The sequence below is a fragment of the Pantoea pleuroti genome, from assembly GCF_014156615.1.
Taxonomy (GTDB): domain Bacteria; phylum Pseudomonadota; class Gammaproteobacteria; order Enterobacterales; family Enterobacteriaceae; genus Pantoea; species Pantoea agglomerans.
The window spans coordinates 244,254-266,575 of record NZ_SBFD01000002.1; the positions used below are offsets into that span (position 1 = coordinate 244,254).

At 54.7% G+C, this 22,322-nt stretch carries 18 protein-coding genes; 10 read left to right on the top strand and 8 right to left on the bottom strand.

Annotated elements, in window-relative coordinates; translation table 11 throughout:
* Positions 1-102: 102 nt before the first annotated feature.
* Entirely contained in the window at positions 103-1,212 is a 1,110-nt protein-coding gene (locus EPG66_RS05185) for a YcbX family protein (RefSeq protein WP_182686140.1), read from the top strand.
* Here the strand turns inward: EPG66_RS05185 and EPG66_RS05190 are convergent, their stop codons facing one another.
* The 4 genes from EPG66_RS05190 to EPG66_RS05205 all read right to left on the bottom strand — a co-directional run bounded on the left by EPG66_RS05190 (position 1,213) and on the right by EPG66_RS05205 (position 5,437).
* Positions 1,213-1,755 carry a cell division protein ZapC gene (locus EPG66_RS05190; protein WP_033757182.1) on the bottom strand — a complete coding sequence of 181 codons (543 nt, stop codon included), beginning with the start codon at positions 1,753-1,755 and terminating at the stop codon, positions 1,213-1,215.
* A 153-nt stretch (positions 1,756-1,908) separates the two neighbouring features.
* Positions 1,909-2,919 (bottom strand): quinone-dependent dihydroorotate dehydrogenase, encoded by a 1,011-nt coding sequence (gene pyrD / locus EPG66_RS05195; RefSeq protein ID WP_010255000.1) that lies wholly within the window; start codon positions 2,917-2,919, stop codon positions 1,909-1,911.
* Positions 2,920-3,053: 134 nt separating this feature from the next.
* Complete coding sequence (locus tag EPG66_RS05200; RefSeq protein WP_031592844.1) at positions 3,054-4,355, bottom strand: flippase; 1,302 nt, start codon at positions 4,353-4,355, stop codon at positions 3,054-3,056.
* Between the two features lie 101 nt (positions 4,356-4,456).
* Positions 4,457-5,437 (bottom strand): glycosyltransferase family 2 protein, encoded by a 981-nt coding sequence (locus EPG66_RS05205; RefSeq protein ID WP_033757180.1) that lies wholly within the window; start codon positions 5,435-5,437, stop codon positions 4,457-4,459.
* 750 nt (positions 5,438-6,187) lie between these two features.
* On the opposite strand from EPG66_RS05205, the gene ssuE reads away from it, so the two are divergent.
* Genes ssuE through ssuB form a run of 5 tightly spaced genes read left to right on the top strand, consistent with a single transcriptional unit; the run spans position 6,188 to position 10,449 of the window.
* Positions 6,188-6,739: an NADPH-dependent FMN reductase gene (ssuE, locus tag EPG66_RS05210; protein WP_182686431.1), complete on the top strand. Its 552-nt coding sequence runs from the start codon at positions 6,188-6,190 to the stop codon at positions 6,737-6,739.
* 11 nt (positions 6,740-6,750) lie between these two features.
* Positions 6,751-7,704: a sulfonate ABC transporter substrate-binding protein gene (locus tag EPG66_RS05215; protein WP_033785542.1), complete on the top strand. Its 954-nt coding sequence runs from the start codon at positions 6,751-6,753 to the stop codon at positions 7,702-7,704.
* 9 nt (positions 7,705-7,713) lie between these two features.
* Positions 7,714-8,862 carry an FMNH2-dependent alkanesulfonate monooxygenase gene (gene ssuD, locus EPG66_RS05220; protein WP_182686142.1) on the top strand — a complete coding sequence of 383 codons (1,149 nt, stop codon included), beginning with the start codon at positions 7,714-7,716 and terminating at the stop codon, positions 8,860-8,862.
* A 10-nt stretch (positions 8,863-8,872) separates the two neighbouring features.
* Complete coding sequence (gene ssuC / locus EPG66_RS05225; RefSeq protein ID WP_115758713.1) at positions 8,873-9,664, top strand: aliphatic sulfonate ABC transporter permease SsuC; 792 nt, start codon at positions 8,873-8,875, stop codon at positions 9,662-9,664.
* The gene (gene ssuB / locus EPG66_RS05230; RefSeq protein ID WP_010254985.1) at positions 9,661-10,449 is read left to right on the top strand and encodes an aliphatic sulfonates ABC transporter ATP-binding protein; all 789 of its coding nucleotides are present in this window, start codon (positions 9,661-9,663) and stop codon (positions 10,447-10,449) included. The genes ssuC and ssuB overlap by 4 nt, the downstream gene beginning before the upstream one ends.
* Before the next feature lie 37 nt (positions 10,450-10,486).
* Here ssuB and pepN read toward each other — a convergent pair whose 3' ends face one another.
* Positions 10,487-13,102 carry an aminopeptidase N gene (gene pepN / locus EPG66_RS05235; RefSeq protein ID WP_083068533.1) on the bottom strand — a complete coding sequence of 872 codons (2,616 nt, stop codon included), beginning with the start codon at positions 13,100-13,102 and terminating at the stop codon, positions 10,487-10,489.
* 243 nt (positions 13,103-13,345) lie between these two features.
* Here pepN and pncB point away from each other — a divergent pair, with 243 nt between their 5' ends.
* The 4 genes from pncB (at position 13,346) to EPG66_RS05255 (ending at position 19,002) form a co-directional block, all read left to right on the top strand.
* Positions 13,346-14,551, top strand: coding sequence for a nicotinate phosphoribosyltransferase (pncB, locus tag EPG66_RS05240; RefSeq protein WP_182686144.1), 1,206 nt, complete (start codon positions 13,346-13,348; stop codon positions 14,549-14,551).
* A gap of 156 nt (positions 14,552-14,707) precedes the next feature.
* Positions 14,708-16,108 (top strand): asparagine--tRNA ligase, encoded by a 1,401-nt coding sequence (asnS, locus tag EPG66_RS05245; protein WP_010254981.1) that lies wholly within the window; start codon positions 14,708-14,710, stop codon positions 16,106-16,108.
* Positions 16,109-16,408: 300 nt separating this feature from the next.
* The gene (gene ompF, locus EPG66_RS05250; RefSeq protein ID WP_277950534.1) at positions 16,409-17,578 is read left to right on the top strand and encodes a porin OmpF; all 1,170 of its coding nucleotides are present in this window, start codon (positions 16,409-16,411) and stop codon (positions 17,576-17,578) included.
* A gap of 233 nt (positions 17,579-17,811) precedes the next feature.
* The gene (locus tag EPG66_RS05255) at positions 17,812-19,002 is read left to right on the top strand and encodes an amino acid aminotransferase (protein WP_182686146.1); all 1,191 of its coding nucleotides are present in this window, start codon (positions 17,812-17,814) and stop codon (positions 19,000-19,002) included.
* A gap of 42 nt (positions 19,003-19,044) precedes the next feature.
* Here EPG66_RS05255 and EPG66_RS05260 read toward each other — a convergent pair whose 3' ends face one another.
* The 3 genes from EPG66_RS05260 to ldtD all read right to left on the bottom strand — a co-directional run bounded on the left by EPG66_RS05260 (position 19,045) and on the right by ldtD (position 22,259).
* Complete coding sequence (locus EPG66_RS05260) at positions 19,045-19,674, bottom strand: MBL fold metallo-hydrolase (protein WP_115758711.1); 630 nt, start codon at positions 19,672-19,674, stop codon at positions 19,045-19,047.
* Positions 19,675-19,713: 39 nt separating this feature from the next.
* Positions 19,714-20,262, bottom strand: a complete 549-nt coding sequence (gene mepK, locus EPG66_RS05265; protein WP_010254972.1) for a peptidoglycan L,D-endopeptidase MepK — start codon at positions 20,260-20,262, stop codon at positions 19,714-19,716.
* 185 nt (positions 20,263-20,447) lie between these two features.
* On the bottom strand, positions 20,448-22,259 hold the full coding sequence (gene ldtD, locus EPG66_RS05270) for a L,D-transpeptidase (protein ID WP_182686148.1): 1,812 nt from the start codon (positions 22,257-22,259) through the stop codon (positions 20,448-20,450).
* Positions 22,260-22,322 lie beyond the last annotated feature (63 nt).

Sequence of the window (22,322 nt, forward strand, 5' to 3'; positions counted from 1 at the left end):
TTTTTAACTCTTGAGAAAATTGTCGCGCATTATAGCGAATCGGAGACCTATGTCATAAAGTTAGCTTCTTTTGTGTCGCGCGTCGGGTTCAAGGAGAACACCATGATCACGCTTTCCCGCTTATTTATTCATCCTGTGAAGTCGATGCGGGGATTAGCGCTGTCACACGCGCTGGTCACTGACAGCGGACTGGCATTTGATCGTCTGTTTATGGTGACCGAACCTGATGGCACCTTTATTACTGCCCGGCAGCACCCGGAGATGGTGCGCTTCACACCCGCTATTTTACCGGATGGCCTGCTGCTGACGGCCCCGGATGGCAGTCACTCCCTGATCCGCTTCAGCGATTTCGATGAGCAGGATCACCCCACCGAAGTCTGGGGAAACCATTTCACCGCGCGCATAGCGCCGCGTGCGATTAATCAATGGCTGAGCCAGTTCTTCCCGCGCGAGGTTCAGTTACGTTGGGTCGGGCCGCAACCCAGCCGCCGGGTTAAAGCGTTTAATCATATTCCGCTGAGTTTTGCTGACGGCTTTCCGTTTTTGCTGATCAACAACGCGTCGCTGCATGATCTGCAACAGCGCTGCCCGGCCAGCGTCCGTGCCGAACAGTTTCGTCCGAATCTGGTCGTCAGCGGCGCTGCCGCATGGGATGAAGACAGCTGGGCGGAGATTCAGATTGGCGACGTGATATTCGAGGTGCCTAAGCCATGCAGTCGCTGCGTGCTCACCACTGTCAGCACCGAGACCGCCGTTAAGCATCCTGCCGGTCATCCGCTGGCCACGCTGCAGACGTTCCGTACCGCCCTGGATGGCAGCGGGGATATTGATTTCGGTCTGAACTTAGTGGCGCGCAACAGTGGGGTGGTGCGCGCCGGTGATGAGATGATTGTCCTGAAACGTCATGCACCGCGCAGCTATGGTGCCGGTGAAGTGGTCGAAACACTGAAACCAAAGCAGCAGGCGCCAGATGCCGTGACCATCACGTTTCAGGGGCATACGTTCACCGGAGATAATCAACAGGTATTACTGGATCAGCTAGAGATGCAGGGCTTCCGGATCCCCTACTCCTGTCGGGCGGGACTGTGCGGCAGTTGCAAGCTGAGTCTGGTCGCGGGTGAGGTTAAGGCGCTGAAACAGAGCGCCCTGCGTCAGGACGGCACGCTGTTGAGCTGCAGCTGTATTCCGGCTGGCGATGTAGAACTAAGGTAATCAGACTGCGCGGGCGTAGCGCGGCGCGACATCCTGATACAGAGGCTGCAGGCGATCGTTCATCACCTTGATGGCATCGCCGAGCACCATGTTTTTTCCGGCCAGCGTCAATCCCGGCTGCGCCAGCAGGCAGAGCGCCGCGTTATCGCCACTCTCAACCACCAGCAGACGCGCCTGCGTCCCCTCTTCTGCCAGCGTAACCTGCACCATTTCACCGGGACGGGGCTGCATTGCCGGGGCATAAGAGGCGAAATGCCAGCTTTTCGGCATCAGTGGCTTGAGGAAGCGTGCAGCGACCAGCGCATTTAACACCAGTTCGGCGCGATGGCTGCCACTGAGTTTGCACTGACGGCAGGTCTCTTCAAAGGTGTAATAAAGGGCAGCGTCATCGACACAAAAACCCGATTCAGTGAAGGCATCCGGCGTCAGCATTTTGCGGGAATAACGGGAACGGAAAAGCATACCGTCTGCCAGGTCGAGCATCATTCGGTCGTGGCTGCTGTCAAAATACCAACGCCAGTTATCATCGGGTTTAATTTTCATCGTGTGCCCTGTATTTACCGCTGCGCCAAAAATCACGCAGAATTCAGCGAAAAAAGAAATATAAGGAAAAGCTGAAAAAGCGTGCAACAGGACAAAATATAAACGAGCCGAGGGGATAAATAAACCCCCCGGCCAATCATTGTGAGAATTGTCTTAGAGATGGGTGACGATATCTTTAATTAATCCTGGCCCCTGATAAATAAAGCCTGAATAAATCTGAACCAGTGTTGCCCCGGCGGCGATTTTTTCACGCGCTGCCGTCAGAGAATCGATCCCGCCTACGCCAATAATCGGCAACCGTCCCTGCAGTTCCTGAGAGAGGCGCTGGATCACTGCCGTACTGCGCGACTGTACTGGCCGTCCACTTAACCCACCCGCTTCCTCAGCATGCTTAAGACCGCTCACCAGCGAACGATCGAGCGTGGTATTGCTGGCAATCACGCCATCAATCTGATGACGTATTAAACTGTCCGCGACCTGAATTAACTCTTCTTCAGAGAGATCGGGTGCTATTTTTACGGCCAGCGGAACATATTTAAGATGACGCTGTTCCAGCTCTTTTTGTTTCTGTTTGATGGAAGACAGCAGATCATCCAGCGCCTCGCCATATTGCAGCGAACGCAAACCTGGCGTGTTAGGCGAAGAAATATTGATGGCGATATAACCGGCGTGGGCATAGACCTTCTCCATGCAGATCAGATAATCATCTTTGCCCTGCTCGACCGGCGTATCTTTATTTTTACCGATATTGATCCCCAGCACGCCGTTAAAACGCGCTTTCTTCACGTTCTCAACCAGGTGATCAACACCGAGATTATTAAATCCCATCCGATTGATAATTCCGCCCGCTTCGACCAGACGAAACATGCGTGGCTTATCATTTCCTGCCTGAGCGCGTGGTGTGACGGTGCCGACTTCAACAAAACCAAAGCCCATCGCCGCAAACGCATCAATACACTCTGCGTTTTTATCCAGACCCGCCGCCAGGCCTAGGGCATTCTTAAAGGTCAGTCCCATACAGGTGACCGGACGCGACGGCAGATTCTGGCGATAAAACATCTCCAGCGGGGTGCCATTCATAAAACGCAGTTGCTGAAAGGTGAGTTCGTGTGCGCGTTCGGGGTCGAGTTTAAACAGCGCCGGTCGGACGATAGGATAAAACATGCACTCTCCTGAAGGACGGAAGCGATCGTGGAAGTCGGTGCACGGGAAAATGTGCGCCAGAATGGTAAAGTGCTCTGGCGCAAAAGTAAATCGAACAGCGGAGATGCATAAAACTATCTGAAAATGCTTTGATCTTACGCGGCGGAATCGTTTACGGGGTGATTTTTCACCTCAGAGGGAAACAGATATTCCCGCAGGATGCCGTGACGTTGCATGATGCCAAAAATACCGAGACAGACAAACGCTTCAGCCCCGACCATCGACCATGCGGCACCGATTGCGCCAAACTTCCACGCCAGGAAACAGCACAGCGGCACGTTAACCACACCAGCGGCCATCATCACCCACATACGCTGGCGGGCCAGACCATGTGGGATCAGAATCTGCAATCCAGCCGGATAGGCAATGTTGCCAAACAGGAAGCAGAGCACAAATACGCGCAGCACATCCGCCGACGGGATAAAGTCTTTACCCAGTAATATTGAGACCACCAGGTCAGCAAAAAACCAGGTAAAGATCACAATTGCCAGACTCAGGGAGAACGACAGCAGCAGGCTTTTACGTGTCGCCGCAATCGCGGCCCGTTTATCCCGGCCGAACAGGTGACTGACGCGCGGGAAGAAGGCGCTGCCGATCTGCTCCGGGACAGAGTTAGCCGCTTTACGCAGGCGATCGGCGCCGTTGTAGATCCCGACCATGTAAGTAGAAGCAAAGGAGGCGAGAATCACCACGTTGACGCTGTTGAAAAGGTTAGCGCCGGCAATGGCGATAAACACATCCATGCTGTCGGTGATGCGCTGTTTGATTTCGCGTGGTTCAAAGCGATAGCGGCCAATGACTTTCATCTCCAGCACAAACTTCAGCGTAATCGCCGCGCTGATAATGGAGACCGCGCCAGGGATCAGGGCCGCCAGCCAGGTGTCCTGCGGGGATTTCACCAGCAAAAAGGTCAGCGGAATCGCACAGAAGTTACCGAAGGTGGCGATCATCGCCGTCTTACCCAGCTTCTCAAAGCCCTGCATCAGCCAGCCGAATGAAAACAGCGAGCCGACCAGCGTGGTGCAGTTCGCCAGAATGATGAAGAACAGAGGGTGCCAGGAGGGATTGAACCAGGTCGCGGTCAGCAGCGTGCCGCTGGTGACCACCAGCAGCATCAGCTTGGCGTTAAACGTTGACCAGAAGAGCTGACTGACGCGTTCTTTGTCATCACGATGGTGAGCAATATCTTTGGTGGTAAAGACATTGAATCCCCAGTCGGAGATGGTGCTGCAATAGAGCACGCAGGCGATCGCCAGCGCCAGCGTACCCATCTGCTCTACGCCCAGAACGCGGGCAAGATAGGGCAGCGTGGCCAGCGGGAACAAAAACGACGCGCCGCGGTAAGCCAGCAGCGAAAAAATATTAATAACCAGACTTTTATCGAGAACTTTTGCCATGACGCAACAACCTTATACACATTGCATGTCTCACCTTCTCATTTCGTAAAGGCATAAACAATATCGCTAAACATTTTTCAGAATCAGGCTGTTTTTCAGAATCAGGCCGCGTTTTTTAGCTCTTTTTTAACCTTGTAATGCTGTAGCGCTATAAACAGTTCAGGACGTTTGAACAATAACCACTCTTTAAAGCTCTCTGTTTTCACATTACGGCCCATAAAGCGAATAGCGTTAAGCACATATTCCGGAACAGGGGTGCGATTATAGAGCGATAAATAGATCATCAGACGAAACGAGTGCACTAAATAAGCTTTTTCCAGCGTATCGCGCCACGCTGATTTAACCTGAGAACAGGTTAAGGTGTTGTAGGCGTGCATAAAGGCATCATAGCGCTGATAGAAAAACTCATTACTTTTGGTACTGTTAGTCAGTGAGCCGTTGCGAATACGCTGTTTATAATAGACCTGATGACTGACCCATGCCTGCTGACTTTTCATAAAGCAGGAGAGCGTAAAATTGTGATCTTCATGAACGCGCTTAACAAAGCGTAATTTATGCTGCTCAATAACGCGTTTGCTGATGACATAGCTCCAGGCCGCAGAGGTATAGCTGCCGTTACGCAGCAGGCCCAATAAGACTTCCTGCGATTTCTGCTGGCCGAAGTGTTCGTGTCTGACTTTTGGCGATGTGATCTCTGTCTGACCATCGCGGTAGACGCAGGAGTTAAAACAGAACAGGTTGGTTTCAGGGTGCTTTTCCGCCACCATGGCCAGTTCAGCTACCAGCCCATCCGCGACGACGTCATCCGGGTCACAGAAAAAGAGAAACTGGCCCTGCGCCTGCTCAATACCCACATCCCGTGCATGACCGGCACCACCATTTTCAGTGGTAATTATTTTCACCTGAGAAAGATGCGCATAATTCTGTTCAAGTAAGGCTAATGTTCCATCGGTGGAGCCATCATTCACAATGAGTATTTCATTGGGCGCTTTAACCTGACGTAATAATGAATCGACGCACTCCACAATATATTTTTCAACATTGTAAGTTGGAATAATCACTGATAATAAAGTGTCAGACATAGGCAATTCTCTGCTGTTAGAAAAAAGACAATACGATTCACCCGCCAGATGCAGGGCATGACCAGAGGCAAAACGTCGAAAAGAGTGATGCGCTAATATTATGATGGCTTTCATTTAGCCTGATTATCTTAAACCGGTAAGGCGAAAAAAGACCAGTCGTAAAAATTATCTTAACGTTTCACGTGAGAATCACTGTTAACGAAAGTGCATCTATAGCCTGCGTTAATGTTAAAACCGTTGATGATCGATTTAAAATTGCCCTGTGAATCAGACGTAACCAGATTCAGGAATCTGTAAGCGAACATCTGAAACGATGAATAAGTTCAGCATTCCTTCATTTTCATTACAGTTTTCTTTCTGCAACTAATCCTAATTCCTGAAAGATGCTTCCCGCAGATAAGCTGATTCTGTGCTGCTTCGCAGCGCTGTTTTGTCAGCCGTTTCGCTTTATCGCCGTCCCACTCTCAGGAAAAATGATTAAGCAATCAGACGAAAGCTATTTTTTCTGCTTAACCGGCTCATTTTGACGATCTCGTATCATCCCTCTTAATGAATTGTTCTGCTGCCGACACATAATTTAAGAATTATCGGAAGCGGCGATGCTGACACCTGCCACTACCGCTTCTATTTGCAGATTTCACCCTTACTTTGCCGGATAAATCATTTAAGCCCACTCCCCTGCTCTGACAGTATGAAGACATAAGTTCTCAACATTTGATAATCAATAACTTTTAGTTATAAGGAGTGATGATGCGAGTTATTACGCTGGCAGGCAGCCCACGATTCCCCTCCCGCTCAACCTCACTGCTGACGCTATGTCAGCACAAGCTGGAGGCGCGTGGCATTGAAGTCATCCCCTGGAATATTCACAACTTTCAGCCTGACGATCTGATCAATGCGCGTTTTGATGCGCCTGCGCTACTGGCCCTGCGTGACGATCTGGCTTCGGCTGATGGACTGATTGTTGCGACACCTATCTATAAAGCGTCGTTTTCGGGTGCGCTGAAGACTCTGCTCGATCTGCTGCCTGAGCGCGCACTGGAACACAAAGTCGTATTACCGCTGGCCAGCGGCGGCAGCGCCGGTCATATGCTGGCGCTGGACTATGCCCTCAAGCCGGTGCTCAACGCCTTAAAGGCGCAGGAGATCCTGCATGGTGTTTATGCCGAAGATAGCCAGATCAGCCATTACGACCGTCAGCCCGAACTGCAGGATTCACTGTCACTGCGCCTGGATGAAGCCGTCTCCGCCTTCTGGCTGGCGCTGACCCGTCACCATCACCCTGTTGCGCAAGCGGTATAAGGAAACGATCGATGAAGCTGAGATTAGGAAAGTGGCTGGTGGCCGGACTTTTACTGGCCGGCCTTCAGGTACAGGCCGCCGAATCCGATCCGTCTGAGATTCGCATCGGCTATCAGAAAGGTTCGGTCAGCATGGTGCTGGCGAAGTCACATCAGTTACTGGAAAAACGATTTCCCCATACCCGGATTAAGTGGATCGAGTTCCCTGCAGGTCCGCAAATGCTGGAAGCGTTGAATATCAACAGTATCGACCTGGGCAGCACCGGTGACCTTCCGCCGCTGTTTGCCCAGGCCGCGGGCGCGGATCTGCTTTATGTCGGCTCTGAACCGCCAAAACCCAAAGCGGAAGTGATTCTGGTGCCAAAAAGCAGCCCCCTGAAACAGGTTGCGGATCTGAAAGGCAAGAAAGTGGCTTTCCAGAAAGGCTCCAGCTCACATAATTTATTGCTGCGTGCCTTGCAGCAGGCGGGTCTGACCTTTAAAGACATCACGCCGGTCTATCTCACCCCCGCCGATGCGCGCGCCGCCTTCCAGCAGGGTGACGTTGATGCCTGGGCAATCTGGGACCCCTACTATTCATCAGTGCTGCTGCAGGGGAATTCGCGCCTGCTGATTGATGGCAGCTCCCTTAACCTGACCGGCTCCTTTTATTTAGCGACCCGCAGCTACGCCGAAGCCCATGGCGCGTTTATTCAGCAGGTGCTCGACACCTTCAGCACTGCTGACGCGCTGACAATCAGCCAGCGTCAGCAGAGCACCACGTTACTGGCGCAGGCGATGGGCTTGCCCGAACCGGTTATCGCCAGCTACCTCAGCCATCGGCCACCCACCCGGATTTCGCCGGTCAGTGCCGAAACTGCCGCAGCTCAGCAGCGCACTGCTGACCTGTTCTATGCCAATCATCTCTTGCCAGTAAAAGTGACGATCCAGGATCGCATCTGGCATCCGCATACCGTGACGCAATAAGGAGCAACAATGAGCGTATCCATTTTCTGGTTCCTGCCGACGCATGGCGACGGCCACTATCTTGGTACTGCCGAAGGGGCGCGACCGGTTGATCACGCCTATCTGCAACAGGTGGCGCAGGCCGCTGACCGCCTTGGCTTTGGCGGCGTACTGATCCCCACCGGCCGCTCCTGCGAAGATGCCTGGCTGGTTGCCGCCTTGCTGATTCCGGTGACGCAGCGCCTGCGATTCCTGGTGGCGCTGCGTCCTGGGGTGATTTCACCGACCCAGGCAGCACGTCAGGCCGCCACGCTGGACCGTCTTTCTAACGGACGTGCGCTGTTTAATCTGGTGACCGGCGGCGATCCGGAAGAGCTGGCGGGCGACGGCGTGTTTCTCGATCACCGCGAGCGTTACGCGGAATCCGCCGAGTTTACCCGCGTCTGGCGTCGGGTGCTGGAAGGCGAAACCGTCGATTATGAAGGCAAGCACGTGAAGGTTCGCGGTGCGCGTCTGATGTTTAAACCGGTGCAGCAGCCTCGTCCCCCGCTGTGGTTTGGTGGCTCTTCTGAACCCGCCCAGGAGCTGGCGGCCGAACAGGTCGATGTTTACCTCACCTGGGGCGAACCCCCTGCGCAGGTTAAAGAGAAGATTGAGCAGGTGCGCGCGAAAGCGGCAGCCCAGGGACGCACCGTCCGGTTCGGCATCCGTCTGCATGTGATCGTGCGTGAAACCAATGAAGAGGCCTGGCAGGCCGCAGACAAACTGATTGCCAATGTGGATGACGCCACCATCGCGAAAGCGCAGGCGGCGTTCCAGCGGGCAGATTCTGTGGGGCAGCGCCGGATGGCCGCACTGCATGGCGGTCGCCGCGACAAGCTCGAAATAAGCCCTAACCTGTGGGCAGGCGTCGGCCTGGTGCGCAGCGGAGCCGGGACCGCGCTGGTCGGCGATGGTCCGACCGTAGCCGCACGCATCAAAGAGTATGAAGCGCTGGGCATTGAGACCTTCATCCTGTCGGGTTATCCGCACCTGGAAGAGGCTTATCGCGTCGGTGAACTGCTGTTCCCGCATCTTGATCTGCAGGTTCCACTGGTGCCCCAGCCGCGCGTGGTTCAGGCACACGGTGAAGCGGTAGCCAACGATTTTACCCCTGAGAAAAAAGTCGCCCGGGGCTGAGGAGAGCATGATGACCAGAACCCGAAAACGCCTTGCTGATACGCTGGTGCCCTGGCTGCTGCCGACGCTGCTGGTGGCGGTGTGGCAGATTGCCTCGCAAACCGGCTGGTTGTCGACCCGTATTCTGCCCGCACCGGAGAAAATTGTAACCACCTTCTGGCAGCTGACCGCCAGTGGTGAACTCTGGCAGCACCTGGCGATCAGTAGCTGGCGGGCGCTGATCGGCTTCAGTATCGGCGGTTCTATCGGCCTGCTGCTCGGGCTGATTACCGGCACCTCCAGAACCGGTGAACGACTGCTGGATACCTCGGTACAGATGCTGCGCAATGTGCCGCATCTGGCGCTGATCCCGCTGGTGATCCTCTGGTTCGGTATCGATGAGTCCGCCAAGATCTTTCTGGTGGCACTGGGGACGCTGTTCCCGATCTACCTGAATACCTATCACGGCATCCGCAACATCGATCGCGGGCTGGTTGAGATGGCGCGCAGCTATGGCCTTTCCGGCTGGAGCCTGTTTATCCAGGTGATCCTGCCAGGCGCGCTGCCCAATATCATGGTCGGCGTGCGTTTCGCGCTGGGCCTGATGTGGCTGACGCTGATTGTCGCAGAGACCATCTCAGCCAACGCGGGTATCGGCTATCTGGCCATGAACGCGCGTGAATTCCTGCAGACCGACGTGGTGGTGGTCGCCATTATTCTTTACGCCCTGCTCGGCAAACTGGCGGATGTCGCCGCGTTGTTACTTGAACGTGTCTGGCTGCGCTGGCATCCCGCTTATCAACTGAAGGAGGAGAACGCATGAGCCAGACTCTCTCACCGGCGCGCCTCAACACCGGCACCCCGGTTGGCGTTAACGGCGTCAGCAAACAGTATGGCAGCCGCACCATTCTCAATAAGATTGACCTGCATATTCCCTCAGGTCAGTTTGTGGCGGTGGTGGGTCGCAGCGGCTGTGGTAAAAGCACGCTGCTGCGCCTGCTGGCCGGTCTCGAACAGAGCTCCAGCGGTGAACTGCTGGCAGGCAATGCGCCGCTGCAGTCGGCTCGTGAAGATACCCGCCTGATGTTTCAGGATGCGCGACTGCTGCCGTGGAAAAAAGTGATCGATAACGTCGGGCTGGGTCTGCGCGGACGCGAATGGCGCAGCGCGGCGCTGGATGCACTGGCGGCGGTAGGCCTCGCCGATCGGGCTGATGAGTGGCCAGCCGCCCTCTCCGGCGGCCAGAAACAGCGCGTCGCACTGGCCAGGGCGCTAATCCACCGGCCCGGTTTACTGCTGCTGGATGAACCGCTGGGGGCGCTGGATGCCCTGACCCGCATTGAAATGCAGGGATTAATTGAGTCACTGTGGCAGCAGCATCACTTTACCGTGCTGCTGGTTACGCATGATGTCAGTGAAGCGGTGGTGATGGCAGATCGCGTGCTGTTGATCGAAGAGGGTCAGATCGGGCTGGATCTGCTGGTGGATCTGCCCCGTCCCCGCCGTCGTGGATCGGCGCGGCTGGCCGAGCTGGAAGCGGAGGTACTGGATCGGGTCATGCAGCGTACGGAGCGACCGCAGCCGGTTCGTTACGCGCAGCAGCGCTGAAAAAGGGGAGTGTCTCAGACGCTCCCCTTTTTAATTATCAGGCGTTCAGTGCCCGGGTAATTTTCTCGTAGAGGTCGCCAGAGAGTTTATCCAGCTCCAGCAGCTGCTCCAGTGCCTGGCGCATCATCGCCTGACGGTCTTCGTCATAACGTTTCAGGCGAATCAGCGGCTCCACCATCCGTGCCGCAACCTGCGGATTGCGGGTATTGAGGTCGGTAAGCATCTCCACCAGGAACTTGTACCCGCTGCCATCTTTAGCATGGAACGCGGCCGGGTTAGCCGAGGCAAAGGCACCCACCAGCGAGCGAACGCGGTTCGGATTACTCATGGTGAAGGAGCGATGATTCAGAAGCTGACGCACGTTGCGCATCACGTTAGCGGCCGGACTGGTCGCCTGCAGCACAAACCATTTGTCCATCACCAGACCATCCTGATGCCAGCGCTCATCGTAAGCTGCCAGCAGCGCATCACGGCACGGTAACTGTGCCGCAACAGCAGCAGAAAGCGCCGCCAGCGCATCGGTCATGTTGGTCGCCTGGTGATACTGGGTCTGCACCAGTTTATCCGCCAGCTGCGCATCACTGAAGGCGAGATAGGTCAGGCAGATATTTTTCAGGCTGCGCTGACCAATCGCGTCATGCTCCACGCGGTATTCAGGCTGCTGATTGGCGTTGTAGATCGCAAAAAACTCATCGGCCAGTTCGCGTGCCAGCGTGCGTTGCAGCGCGTCGCGCACCAGCGCAATCGCCTGCGGATCGATAGTATCAAACAGCTCGGCAATCTCATTTTCCGACGGCAGCGTCAGGATCAGCGCGGTCAGCGCCGGGTCGCAGTCGGTATCCAGCAGCACCGCGCGGAAGGCATCGGCCACATGCAGCGGCAGTGACAGATGCTGACCCTGCTGATAGCGGGCAACATTCAGACGGATATAGGTCGCCAGCAGGCTCTGAGCCGCATCCCAGCGGGAGAAGTCGTTGCGCGCATGACGCATCAGGAAGGTGAGCTGAGCATCACTCCATTTGTAATCGAGCTTCACCGGGGCAGAGAATTCGCGCAGCAGCGACGGCACTGGCTGGAAGTAGACATTATCGAAAATAAAGGTCTGGAACTCCTCGGTGACATTCAGCACATGATGTACCGGATGACCATTATTCTGCAGCGGGATCACCTTGCCTTCGCCATCGTAGAGTTCAATATCCAGCGGGATATGCAGCGGCAGCTTCTCTTTCTGATCGGCAGTCGCAGGCGTGTGCTGCGTGACGTGCAGCGTATACTGCTCCAGCTCCGGGTTGTAATCGTCACGCACCGTCAGCACTGGCGTACCGGACTGGCTGTACCAGCGGCGGAACTGCGACAGGTCAACATTCGAGGCATCTTCCATCGCCTGAACAAAATCATCACAGGTGGCGGCGCTGCCGTCGTGGCGATCAAAATAGAGCTTCATGCCCTTCTGGAAGTTCTCTTCACCCAGCAGGGTGTGCATCATACGGATCACTTCTGACCCTTTTTCATACACCGTCAGGGTATAGAAGTTGTTCATCTCGATGACCTGATCCGGACGGATCGGGTGTGCCATCGGGCTGGCATCTTCGGCGAACTGCGCACCGCGTACGATACGCACGTTATCAATGCGGTTCACCGCGCGTGAACCCAGATCAGAGCTGAACTCCTGATCGCGGAACACCGTCAGTCCCTCTTTCAGGCTGAGCTGGAACCAGTCGCGGCAGGTCACGCGGTTACCGGTCCAGTTATGGAAATATTCGTGACCGATAACCGCTTCAATGCCCAGGTAATCTTTGTCCGTCGCCGTTTCCGCTTTAGCCAGCACATATTTGGCATTGAAGACATTAAGGCCTTTGTTCTCCATGGCACCCATGTTGAAGAAGTCCACCGCCACGATCATAAAGATATCGAGGTCATACTCCAGACCGAAACGCTCTTCATCCCACTTCATGCTGTTTTTCAGCGAGGTCATCGCCCAGTCGGCACGGTCGAGGTTACCGCGATCGACGAAGATCTCCAGCGCCACATCACGTCCTGAACGGGTGGTGAAGCTGTCGCGCAGCACGTCGAAATCGCCCGCCACCAGCGCAAACAGGTAGCAGGGTTTCGGGAACGGATCCTGCCACTTCACCCAGCTGCGACCCTGCTCATCCCGGCCGCTGTCAATGCGGTTACCGTTGGAGAGCAGGAATGGATAGCGTTCACCATCGGCATAAATGGTGGTGGTAAAGCGCGCCAGCACGTCGGGGCGATCGAGATACCAGGTAATATGACGGAAGCCTTCAGCCTCACATTGGGTGCAGAGCGCCTCGCCCGATTTGTACAGCCCTTCCAGCGCGGTGTTCTGGTCCGGATGAATATCATTAATAATTTTCAGGGTGAAGCTTTCCGGCAGCTGGCTGATGACCAGTGCGCCCTCTTCTTCACGGAAGGCCGTCCAGGCTTGCCCGTCGACCTCCAGCGCAATCAGCGTTAACGCTTCGCCGTCCAGTCGCAGCTCAGCCTGGCTGTCGCCCAGTCGTTTAACCTGGCTGATGGCCGTTACGCGGGTGGTGGACGCATCCAGTTCAAAAGTTAAATCGATATCGGTGATGGTGTACTCAGGCGCACGGTAGTCGTGGCGATACTTGATTTGGGGCTGTTGCGTCATATTGCGTCTCGCGTTGTTATAAGTTTACCGGCAAAGTCTAAGCTTGTTACTACAAGCTTGCCACGCACAATGCACCTAAAGGGTGAAATGGCTACACTTTGTTAACAATGGCACAGATTGGCCTCGACCCGCCCGACTGAAATATGCTGTGATCGGCTTCAGATAGTGAATTATACTTTTGCGTCTTTATGACTGTGTACAACACCGGGCTCTGCGCCACCGAACAGGATGCTGAAACGCGCCATGACAGGACATGCTTCCCCGATACTGACCTCGCTGCTGGATACGGACGCCTATAAGCTCCATATGCAGCAGGCCGTTTTCCACCGCTATCATGACATAACGGTGGCGGCGGAGTTTCGCTGCCGCGGCGACGAACTGCTGGGTCTCTACGCTGACGAAATTCGTGACGCGATAACCGCAATGCAACACCTGGCGCTGACTGATGATGAAGCGACCTGGTTGTCTCACCTTCCCTTCTTCCGGCAGGATTACCTCAGCTGGTTACGCCAGTTCCGCTATAACCCGGATCAGGTTGAGGTGCGCAATCATCATGGCAAGCTGGAACTCCGTATTCAGGGGCCGTGGCGAGAAGTGATCATGTGGGAGGTGCCGCTGCTGGCGCTGATCAGTGAGATTGTGCATCGTCATCGCACGCCGCAGGTCACTACTCAGCAGGCACTTGACCACTTACATCAGAAACTCGGCGACTTTAAAGGCCAGGTGGCTGACCTTGATATGTCACGCTTCCGCCTGATGGATTTCGGCACCCGTCGTCGCTATTCGCAGGATGTGCAGCAGTCGATCATCTCAACGCTGAAACAGGATTTTCCGTGGCTGATTGGCACCAGTAATTATGATCTGGCGCGCCGTCTGTCACTGACGCCGGTGGGAACACAGGCGCACGAGTGGTTCCAGGCCTTCCAGCAGATCAGTCCGGTACTGGCCAACAGCCAGCGCGCGGCGCTGCAGGCGTGGCTGGATGAGTATGACGATAAGCTGGGCATCGCCCTGACCGATTGCATCGCCATGGACGCCTTTCTGCGCGATTTCGGCCCGGTGTTTGCCCGCCGCTACCAGGGACTGCGCCACGACTCCGGCGATCCGGTCGAATGGGGCGAGAAAGCGCTCGCCCACTACCAGAAGCTGGGTATCGATCCGCAAAGCAAACACCTGGTCTTTTCTGACAACCTGAATCTCGACAAAGCGCTGGCGCTTTACCGCCACTTTGGCCAGCGGACGAACGTCGTGTTCGGCATCGGTACCCGCCTCACCTGCGATATTCCGGGCGTGACGCCACTGAATATCGTTATCAAACTGGTGCAGTGCAATGGCAAGCCGGTGGCGAAACTCTCAGACAGCCCGGGAAAAACTATCTGCCAGGATAAAGCCTTTGTCAGAGCCCTGCGTAAAGCTTTTGATCTGCCGCTGGTGAAAAAAGCGAGTTAATCCTCTTCTTATCGGGGCGTTGCTACGCCCCGCCTCTGCTGTAATAAATCTGCTTTCCCCCTGAATTTTGCTTGTTTCCTGAAGACTCGCAAGTAACATAGCAAAACCCCGGATGGGGCAACTTTTTACTCACTTCTTCTATATAGAGAGATATTTATGAGCGTAGTGCCTGTAGCGGACGTACTGCACGGTCGCGTCGCGGTTGACAGTGAAGTCACCGTACGTGGTTGGGTGCGTACCCGAAGAGATTCCAAAGCCGGTCTTTCCTTCATCGCTGTCTATGACGGCTCCTGCTTTAATCCCGTTCAGGCTGTCGTCAATAATTCTCTGAATAATTATCAGGATGAAGTGCTGCGTCTGACCACGGGCTGTTCCGTTATCGTCACCGGTAAAGTGGTGGCCTCGCCGGGTCAGGGCCAGGCGTTTGAGATTCAGGCGACCAGCCTGGAAGTCGTGGGCTGGGTGGAAGATCCCGACAGCTACCCGATGGCGGCAAAACGCCACAGTATCGAGTATCTGCGCGAAGTGGCTCACCTGCGTCCGCGCACCAACCTGATTGGCGCGGTCGCCCGCGTTCGCCACACCCTGGCGCAGGCGCTGCATCGCTTCTTCCATGAAAATGGCTATTTCTGGGTCTCGACGCCGCTGATCACCGCCTCCGATACCGAAGGTGCCGGCGAAATGTTCCGTGTCTCTACGCTGGATATGGAAAACCTGCCGCGTAACGATCAGGGCAAAGTTGACTTCAGCGAAGATTTCTTTGGTAAAGAGGCGTTCCTGACCGTTTCAGGTCAGCTGAATGGCGAAACCTATGCCAGCGCCCTGTCGAAGATCTACACCTTTGGTCCGACGTTCCGCGCAGAGAACTCCAACACCAGCCGCCATCTGGCGGAATTCTGGATGCTGGAGCCGGAAATCGCTTTTGCCTCACTGGATGATGCCGCTGCACTGGCCGAATCAATGCTGAAGTATGTCTTCAACGCGGTGCTGGAAGAGCGTGCCGATGACATGGCCTTCTTTGCTGAGCGGGTAGATAAAGAGGCGGTTGAGCGTCTGCAGCGTTTCATCACCACCGATTTCGCGCAGGTGGATTACACCGATGCGGTTGAGATCCTGATGAACTGCGGTCAGACCTTCGAAAACCCGGTCTCATGGGGTATTGACCTCTCCTCTGAACATGAGCGTTACCTGGCCGAGAAACACTTTAAAGCGCCGGTGGTGGTGAAAAACTATCCGAAAGACATTAAAGCGTTCTATATGCGCCTGAATGACGATGGCAAAACCGTGGCGGCGATGGATGTTCTGGCGCCAGGCATTGGTGAGATCATTGGCGGTTCACAGCGTGAAGAACGTCTGGATGTCCTGGACGCGCGTCTGGAAGAGATGGGTCTGAATAAAGAAGATTACTGGTGGTATCGTGACCTGCGTCGCTACGGTACCGTGCCACATTCTGGCTTTGGATTAGGCTTTGAACGTTTAATCGCCTATGTCACCGGCGTACAAAATGTCAGGGACGTAATCCCCTTCCCGCGCACCCCACGCAACGCGAGTTTCTGATATTCGGCATTAAATATAAGAAATTCATATATATAACGAGGTCGGCACTGCCGGCCTTTTTTTATTTTTGTAAATTTTGAGTTCTCTCACAAAGTTCCGTGTTTTTTACATTTTGTAATACATATTTTCTTACTGAAACAAGATTACGAGTTTAGTAGCATTTAAGCGCTAGAATTACGGCGGGTGGGATGGAAAGATGCGTGCAGACACAGGAAGACACCAAACTTCGTTCAGGGTTCTGTAAAGATTTCCTGACGGCAGTGGCAGGTGTACAAATAACTCCAATGAGGGTAATGAATAATGATGAAGCGCAATATTCTTGCAGTGGTTATCCCTGCTCTGTTAGCCGCCGGCGCAGCAAACGCTGCAGAAATCTATAACAAAGACGGCAACAAACTGGACCTGTACGGTAAAGCTGTTGGCCTGCATTACTTCTCTGACGACTCAGACAACGACGGTGATCAGTCCTACGTTCGCTTCGGTTTCAAAGGCGAAACCCAGATTAATGACCAGCTGACCGGTTACGGCCAGTGGGAATATAACGTTCAGGCGAACAACTCTGAGGGTTCTGACGCTCAAAACGGCAATAAAACCCGTCTGGGCTTTGCCGGTCTGAAATTCGGTGATGCAGGCTCAATCGACTACGGCCGTAACTACGGTGTGGTTTACGATGCAATCGGCTGGACCGATATGCTGCCAGAGTTCGGTGGCGATTCAGGATATTCAGATAACTTCATGAACGGCCGTAGCACCGGCTTGCTGACCTATCGCAACACCAACTTCTTTGGTCTGGTAGATGGCTGGGACTTTGCAGCTCAGTATCAGGGTAAAAACGAGCGCACCGGTACAGATGGCCTGCGTCGCTCTAACGGCGACGGCTGGGGTGTTTCAACTTCTTATACCTCACCAATCGGTCTGGGTATCGTAGGCGCCTATAGCAGCAGCGACCGTACTGATGCTCAGGCAGCAGGCGCACAGACAACTGTTACACCTAGCCAGGCTAATGGCGGCGGTGCTGCAGTTACCAATGTCACCGGTCAGGGTGCTGGTAAACGTGCTGAAAACTGGGCAACGGCAATCAAGTACGATGCAAACAACGTTTACCTGGCTGCAATGTATGGCGAGACACGTAACTCAACACCAGTTACTGCTACCGGTACTCTGGCTAACGGTAACGCATTCTCTACCACTGGCTTTGCGAACAAAGCACAGAACATTGAACTGGTTGCACAGTATCAGTTCGACTTCGGTCTGCGTCCATCCGTTGCCTATGTACAGTCTAAAGGCAAGGACATTGAAGGCGTGGGCGATGCTGACCTGGTTAAATACATCGACGTTGGTGCGACTTACTACTTCAACAAAAACATGTCTACCTATGTTGATTACAAAATCAACCAGCTGGATGACAATAACCGTCTGAATCTGAACACAGACGACGTGGTTGGTGTAGGCCTGGTTTACCAGTTCTAATCCTGCTTTAAACATGTTGAAAAACGGGGCTACGGCCCCGTTTTTTTATGGCTGCTATTCCCAACAGGTGCGTTTTTCCTGCGCCGTTACCCCGCTTTAATCACTACCTTTCCCCGTTGCGCAATCCACACTACAAAATGTATGAATTTGTCTCGCAAACGGTTGGCATTTGCCTGGCCGGACGTTAACCTGAGAGCTCTTTTCGCTAAAGTTCACGCTAATGGACCTGACACATGTTTGAATCGATCTCTGCTGCACCCGCCGATCCTATTCTTGGGCTGGCCGATCTGTTTCGTGCTGACGACCGCCCGGAAAAAATCAATCTGGGTATCGGCGTCTATAAAGACGAAACCGGCAAGACCCCGGTGCTGACCAGTGTTAAAAAAGCTGAGCAATATCTGCTGGAAAATGAAACCACCAAAAACTATCTCAGCATTGATGGTCTGGCTGATTTCGCCCGCTGCACGCAGGCCCTGCTGTTCGGCAACCAGAGTCCGCTAATCACCGCTGGCCGCGCTCGCACGGCTCAGACACCGGGTGGTACCGGTGCGCTTCGCGTAGCAGCCGATTTCCTCGCCACGCAAACATCGGTGAAGCGGGTCTGGATCAGCAATCCGAGCTGGCCGAATCACAACAATGTGTTTAACGCTGCCGGTCTTGAAGTCTGTGAATACCACTATTATGACGCGGCAAATCATACGCTCGATTTCGATGGCATGGTGGCGTCACTTAAACAGGTTCAGCCAGGCGACGTGGTGCTGTTCCACGGCTGCTGCCATAACCCGACCGGTATCGACCCGACCGCTGAGCAGTGGCAACAGCTGGCGGAGCTGTCACAGGCCAACGGCTGGCTGCCGTTGTTCGATTTCGCTTACCAGGGTTTTGCCCGTGGTCTGGAGGAAGATGCAGAAGGCCTGCGTATTTTTGCCGCCTCGCATCAGGAACTGATCGTCGCCAGCTCTTACTCCAAGAATTTCGGCCTGTATAACGAGCGTGTCGGTGCCATCACGCTGGTTGCCGCCGAAGCAAGCGTGGCAGATACCGCGTTCAGTCAGGTGAAATACACCATTCGCGCCAACTACTCCAATCCGCCGGCACATGGCGCCGCCATCGTCGCCACCATTCTGGGCAACGATACCCTGCGTACCATCTGGGAGCAGGAGCTGTCGGATATGCGTCAGCGCATCCAGCGCATGCGCCAGCTCTTCGTAAATACCCTGGCGGAAAAAGGCGCACAGCGCGACTTCAGCTTTATTATTAAGCAGAACGGCATGTTCTCGTTTAGTGGCTTAACCAAAGACCAGGTCATTCGCCTGCGTGAAGAGTTTGGCGTCTACGCGGTGAACTCAGGTCGGGTGAATGTGGCGGGCATGACGCCAGACAATATGTCGGCGCTGTGCGAAGCGATTGTCGCCGTACTGTAAGCAGGAAGAGTGAACAGAAAAATGGGCCTGCTGGCCCATTTTTTATTGCAGAAAAGGATTACTGATGCGTTCATGCCCCAGCGTGGAAATCGGGCCGTGACCGGGCAGAAAAGTGACATCATCGCCCAGCGGCAGCAGTTTCGTGCGGATAGCATCGATTAACTGCTGATGATCGCCCTGCGGGAAGTCTGTGCGTCCCACACCGCCATTAAAAATCACGTCGCCTGAGATCAGTAACCGTCCTGGACGATCAAAGAACACCACATGTCCAGGTGAATGGCCCGGACAGTGCAGGACTTCCAGCGTGGTCAGCCCTACCTGTACGCTCTCCCCCTCTTCCAGCCAGCGATCAGGGATAAAAGGCGCGCACTCATCAAGTCCGAACATCCGGCTCTGGGTAGGCAGTGCTTCCAGCCAGAATGCATCACGTTTTTGCGGCCCGACAATCGGGATCTGCCAGAAGGCAGCCAGTTCAACGGCGGCCCCGACGTGATCAAGGTGTCCATGGGTCAGCAGAATCCGGGCAGGTTTGAGTCTGAGCTGTTCCAGCGTCTCTTTGATCAGATCGGCATCGCCGCCTGGATCGACCAGCGCGGCTTCACGAGTAGACTCGCACCAGATAACTGAACAGTTCTGGGCAAACGCGGTAACAGGAATAATGTGGTAATTCATAACGCTCCATGACCGGCTCACGCAGCGTTGCCGGTGTCATCACCAGTGCCTGATCGGCCCGGTATCAATATGTACAAAGTTACTGCGGGGATAATATCCTACACCACCCGCACGCAGAGATAACGCCGCTTTGCGTACATTGGCCAGAGAAACCCCTTCGATATGAAAATCCATTGCCTGGCCTTTGGTGTGATAGCTGTGCTTTGCCACCCCAGGACCGCTCTCACGTAACATGTTGTTGGTTGCCAGTGAACGGTAGCCCGAAACCAGCTGTATCGGTTTACGCATTCCCAGCAGCGCCTGCAGGCGGAAGATTTGATCAAACAGGTGTGGATCGATGCTTTTCACTTTATTGGCGCGATAGTCCCGGAAAAAGTGATTTAATCGTGACAACTCATCCTTGTCGTAACTCTTACCATTAAAAAACTCAGTTTTAAGGGTTTCACCGGTGTGAAGATTATTAAGCATTAATACACGCGGGCGAGAGGTAGAAAGCGAGGCCCTTGCAGAAGCGGGTAATAATGCCAGACCGGCGGCGGCGCTACCGCACAGCAGTAGTTTGCGACGAAAAGAATCAATAGTAGACATGTAACGATTTACCTGAGAGTGAAGCCATAGAAATGTGCAAAAAGCGCACAGCCCGAACCATAACTTTCTCTCAGTGGAGCGTCAACCCATCTGCAATCTCTTTGCGTGACGATCCCGCCAGGGATCGTCATTTGATAAGATTTATGTGAGTAACCTGCGCGCCGCTAACGATTTAAAATCAATCACTAGAGCAGCAGTTGCTCAGCCCGACTCAGTGCCTGACTGCCCGAACGGGCGGTGTCATCATAATTGTAAATATCTGTGCGGAACTGCGGTTTGCCATCATCAGCGACCCACGCCGTCAGATAATAGAGATTGACCGGAATACGATGGCGGATGGGCACGTAGCGGGTGTCACCCTCTTTTAACGTGCTGGTGATGCGGGCATCGTTCCAGCCAGCATCCTGCAGTAATAAACCTGCCAGTTCAGACGCTTTATTTACCCGGACGCAGCCTGAGCTGAGCGCGCGGATATCACGCTGGAACAGGTTGTGGTTCGGCGTGTCGTGCAGATAAATCGCATCTGAGCTGGGCATATTAAATTTATAGCGGCCCAGCGCATTCGCCACACCCGGTGCCTGAATCAACCGATAGGGGAACGATGAAGCGGTAACCATGCGCCAGTCGATCATGCTGGGATCGATCACTTCAGCATCAGCGCTCCAGCCCGACAACAGGGTATAACCGTGCTTGTAGAGATAGGTCGGATCCTGCTTCACTTTAGGAATGATATCTTTGCGCACCAGCGTGGTTGGCACATTCCACGGCGGGTTCAGCACCACATTATTGAGCGCGCTGCGCATCAACGGCGTTTTGCGATCGGGACGCCCGACGATGACCCGGGATGAGAGGATCTTGTTGCCGTTGTTGTAATAAATCAGCGAGTAGTTGGCGATGTTCACCATAATGCCGTTGTGCATATCGTCCGGCAGCAGGCGCAGTCGTTGAATGTTCAGCGCCAGCAATGAAGCACGCATCTGCGGAGAGACGTTAAGCCACTGCCGCGTTCTGGCACCGATAGCACCGTCGCCATCCAGTCCCTGCCACTGCTGGAAACGCTTCACACCCGCCACCAGCGTCTCGTCATAGACATTGGCGGTATTCCCTTGCAGCGTCTCACTCTGAACGTTACCCGGCGATTGCAGTGAAGGCGCAGACAGATCGGTGACTGGCGCGGCGGAAGGGCTGACCGCAACCGGCTGGTCGCTGTGGGTCACTGGTGAGGCGGCCACCGGCACCGCATCGTCATCCGGTGCCGGCGCATTAACCTGCGACGTTAACATGCCGCTGCGCTGCAGGATTTCACGCAGCGCCGGAACATCGTCACTGACCTGTCCCGGACGCAGTGTTTCACTGCTTTTCAACTGCGGCCAGGGCTGCTTATCGCCTAGCAGGGTTTTCAGCGCGGCGTGCATCGGCTGATACTGCGGGTGCTGCGGCTGCAGTGACGCAATAAACGTGTTGCCCGATCCTGCATTGACCGCGTTCTGCCACTGATTCACGACCGCCACCGACGGCTGCGTCAGCCGGTAGGGAACATTGCTGTAAAGCCAGGTTTCACCCTGCGTCGGCACATTCGAAACAAATTGCAGATAGCCCAGCATCGCATCGGACAGCGCGACATCCCGGGCAAAGCCGGTTATCGCCGGGTTAGTCAGACGCTCAATCCAGCGCGTGAACTGTGGCTGAACGCCGGAAAGCGCCACTTCAGCCAGCTGCTGCTGAAATTTTTGCACCGCCTGGGGATCCTGCCAGAGCGGTTGCATATGGCGGGATGCATAGAGCGTCGCCAGCGGTGCCAGATAAAACGGCTGATCGGCGCTGGAAAACGCCTGCCGGATGCGTTGCTGACTTTCGGAGACGGAGGTGGCCGCCTGCGTTGTCCCGGGCAAAGCGGCGATGACAGCGGCCTGCGGTAGCGTAAATGGAACAACCGTTAGCGCCAGCGCTAACAATGATAGAACGCGATGATGATTTAATTTTTTTACCAGCAACATCCCTGCCCCCTTGTTTTTCAACTTCGCAGTGTTCCCTGTATCCACTGCGACCGCGCTGTGACT

Bases quoted from the DNA above. Each gene is read 5' to 3' on its own strand.
- EPG66_RS05185 (WP_182686140.1), top strand. From the start codon at position 103: ATGATCACGCTTTCCCGCTTATTTATTCATCCTGTGAAGTCGATGCGG.
- EPG66_RS05190 (WP_033757182.1), bottom strand. From the start codon at position 1,755: ATGAAAATTAAACCCGATGATAACTGGCGTTGGTATTTTGACAGCAGC.
- pyrD (WP_010255000.1), bottom strand. From the start codon at position 2,919: ATGTTTTATCCTATCGTCCGACCGGCGCTGTTTAAACTCGACCCCGAA.
- EPG66_RS05200 (WP_031592844.1), bottom strand. From the start codon at position 4,355: ATGGCAAAAGTTCTCGATAAAAGTCTGGTTATTAATATTTTTTCGCTG.
- EPG66_RS05205 (WP_033757180.1), bottom strand. From the start codon at position 5,437: ATGTCTGACACTTTATTATCAGTGATTATTCCAACTTACAATGTTGAA.
- ssuE (WP_182686431.1), top strand. From the start codon at position 6,188: ATGCGAGTTATTACGCTGGCAGGCAGCCCACGATTCCCCTCCCGCTCA.
- EPG66_RS05215 (WP_033785542.1), top strand. From the start codon at position 6,751: ATGAAGCTGAGATTAGGAAAGTGGCTGGTGGCCGGACTTTTACTGGCC.
- ssuD (WP_182686142.1), top strand. From the start codon at position 7,714: ATGAGCGTATCCATTTTCTGGTTCCTGCCGACGCATGGCGACGGCCAC.
- ssuC (WP_115758713.1), top strand. From the start codon at position 8,873: ATGACCAGAACCCGAAAACGCCTTGCTGATACGCTGGTGCCCTGGCTG.
- ssuB (WP_010254985.1), top strand. From the start codon at position 9,661: ATGAGCCAGACTCTCTCACCGGCGCGCCTCAACACCGGCACCCCGGTT.
- pepN (WP_083068533.1), bottom strand. From the start codon at position 13,102: ATGACGCAACAGCCCCAAATCAAGTATCGCCACGACTACCGTGCGCCT.
- pncB (WP_182686144.1), top strand. From the start codon at position 13,346: ATGACAGGACATGCTTCCCCGATACTGACCTCGCTGCTGGATACGGAC.
- asnS (WP_010254981.1), top strand. From the start codon at position 14,708: ATGAGCGTAGTGCCTGTAGCGGACGTACTGCACGGTCGCGTCGCGGTT.
- ompF (WP_277950534.1), top strand. From the start codon at position 16,409: ATGATGAAGCGCAATATTCTTGCAGTGGTTATCCCTGCTCTGTTAGCC.
- EPG66_RS05255 (WP_182686146.1), top strand. From the start codon at position 17,812: ATGTTTGAATCGATCTCTGCTGCACCCGCCGATCCTATTCTTGGGCTG.
- EPG66_RS05260 (WP_115758711.1), bottom strand. From the start codon at position 19,674: ATGAATTACCACATTATTCCTGTTACCGCGTTTGCCCAGAACTGTTCA.
- mepK (WP_010254972.1), bottom strand. From the start codon at position 20,262: ATGTCTACTATTGATTCTTTTCGTCGCAAACTACTGCTGTGCGGTAGC.
- ldtD (WP_182686148.1), bottom strand. From the start codon at position 22,259: ATGTTGCTGGTAAAAAAATTAAATCATCATCGCGTTCTATCATTGTTA.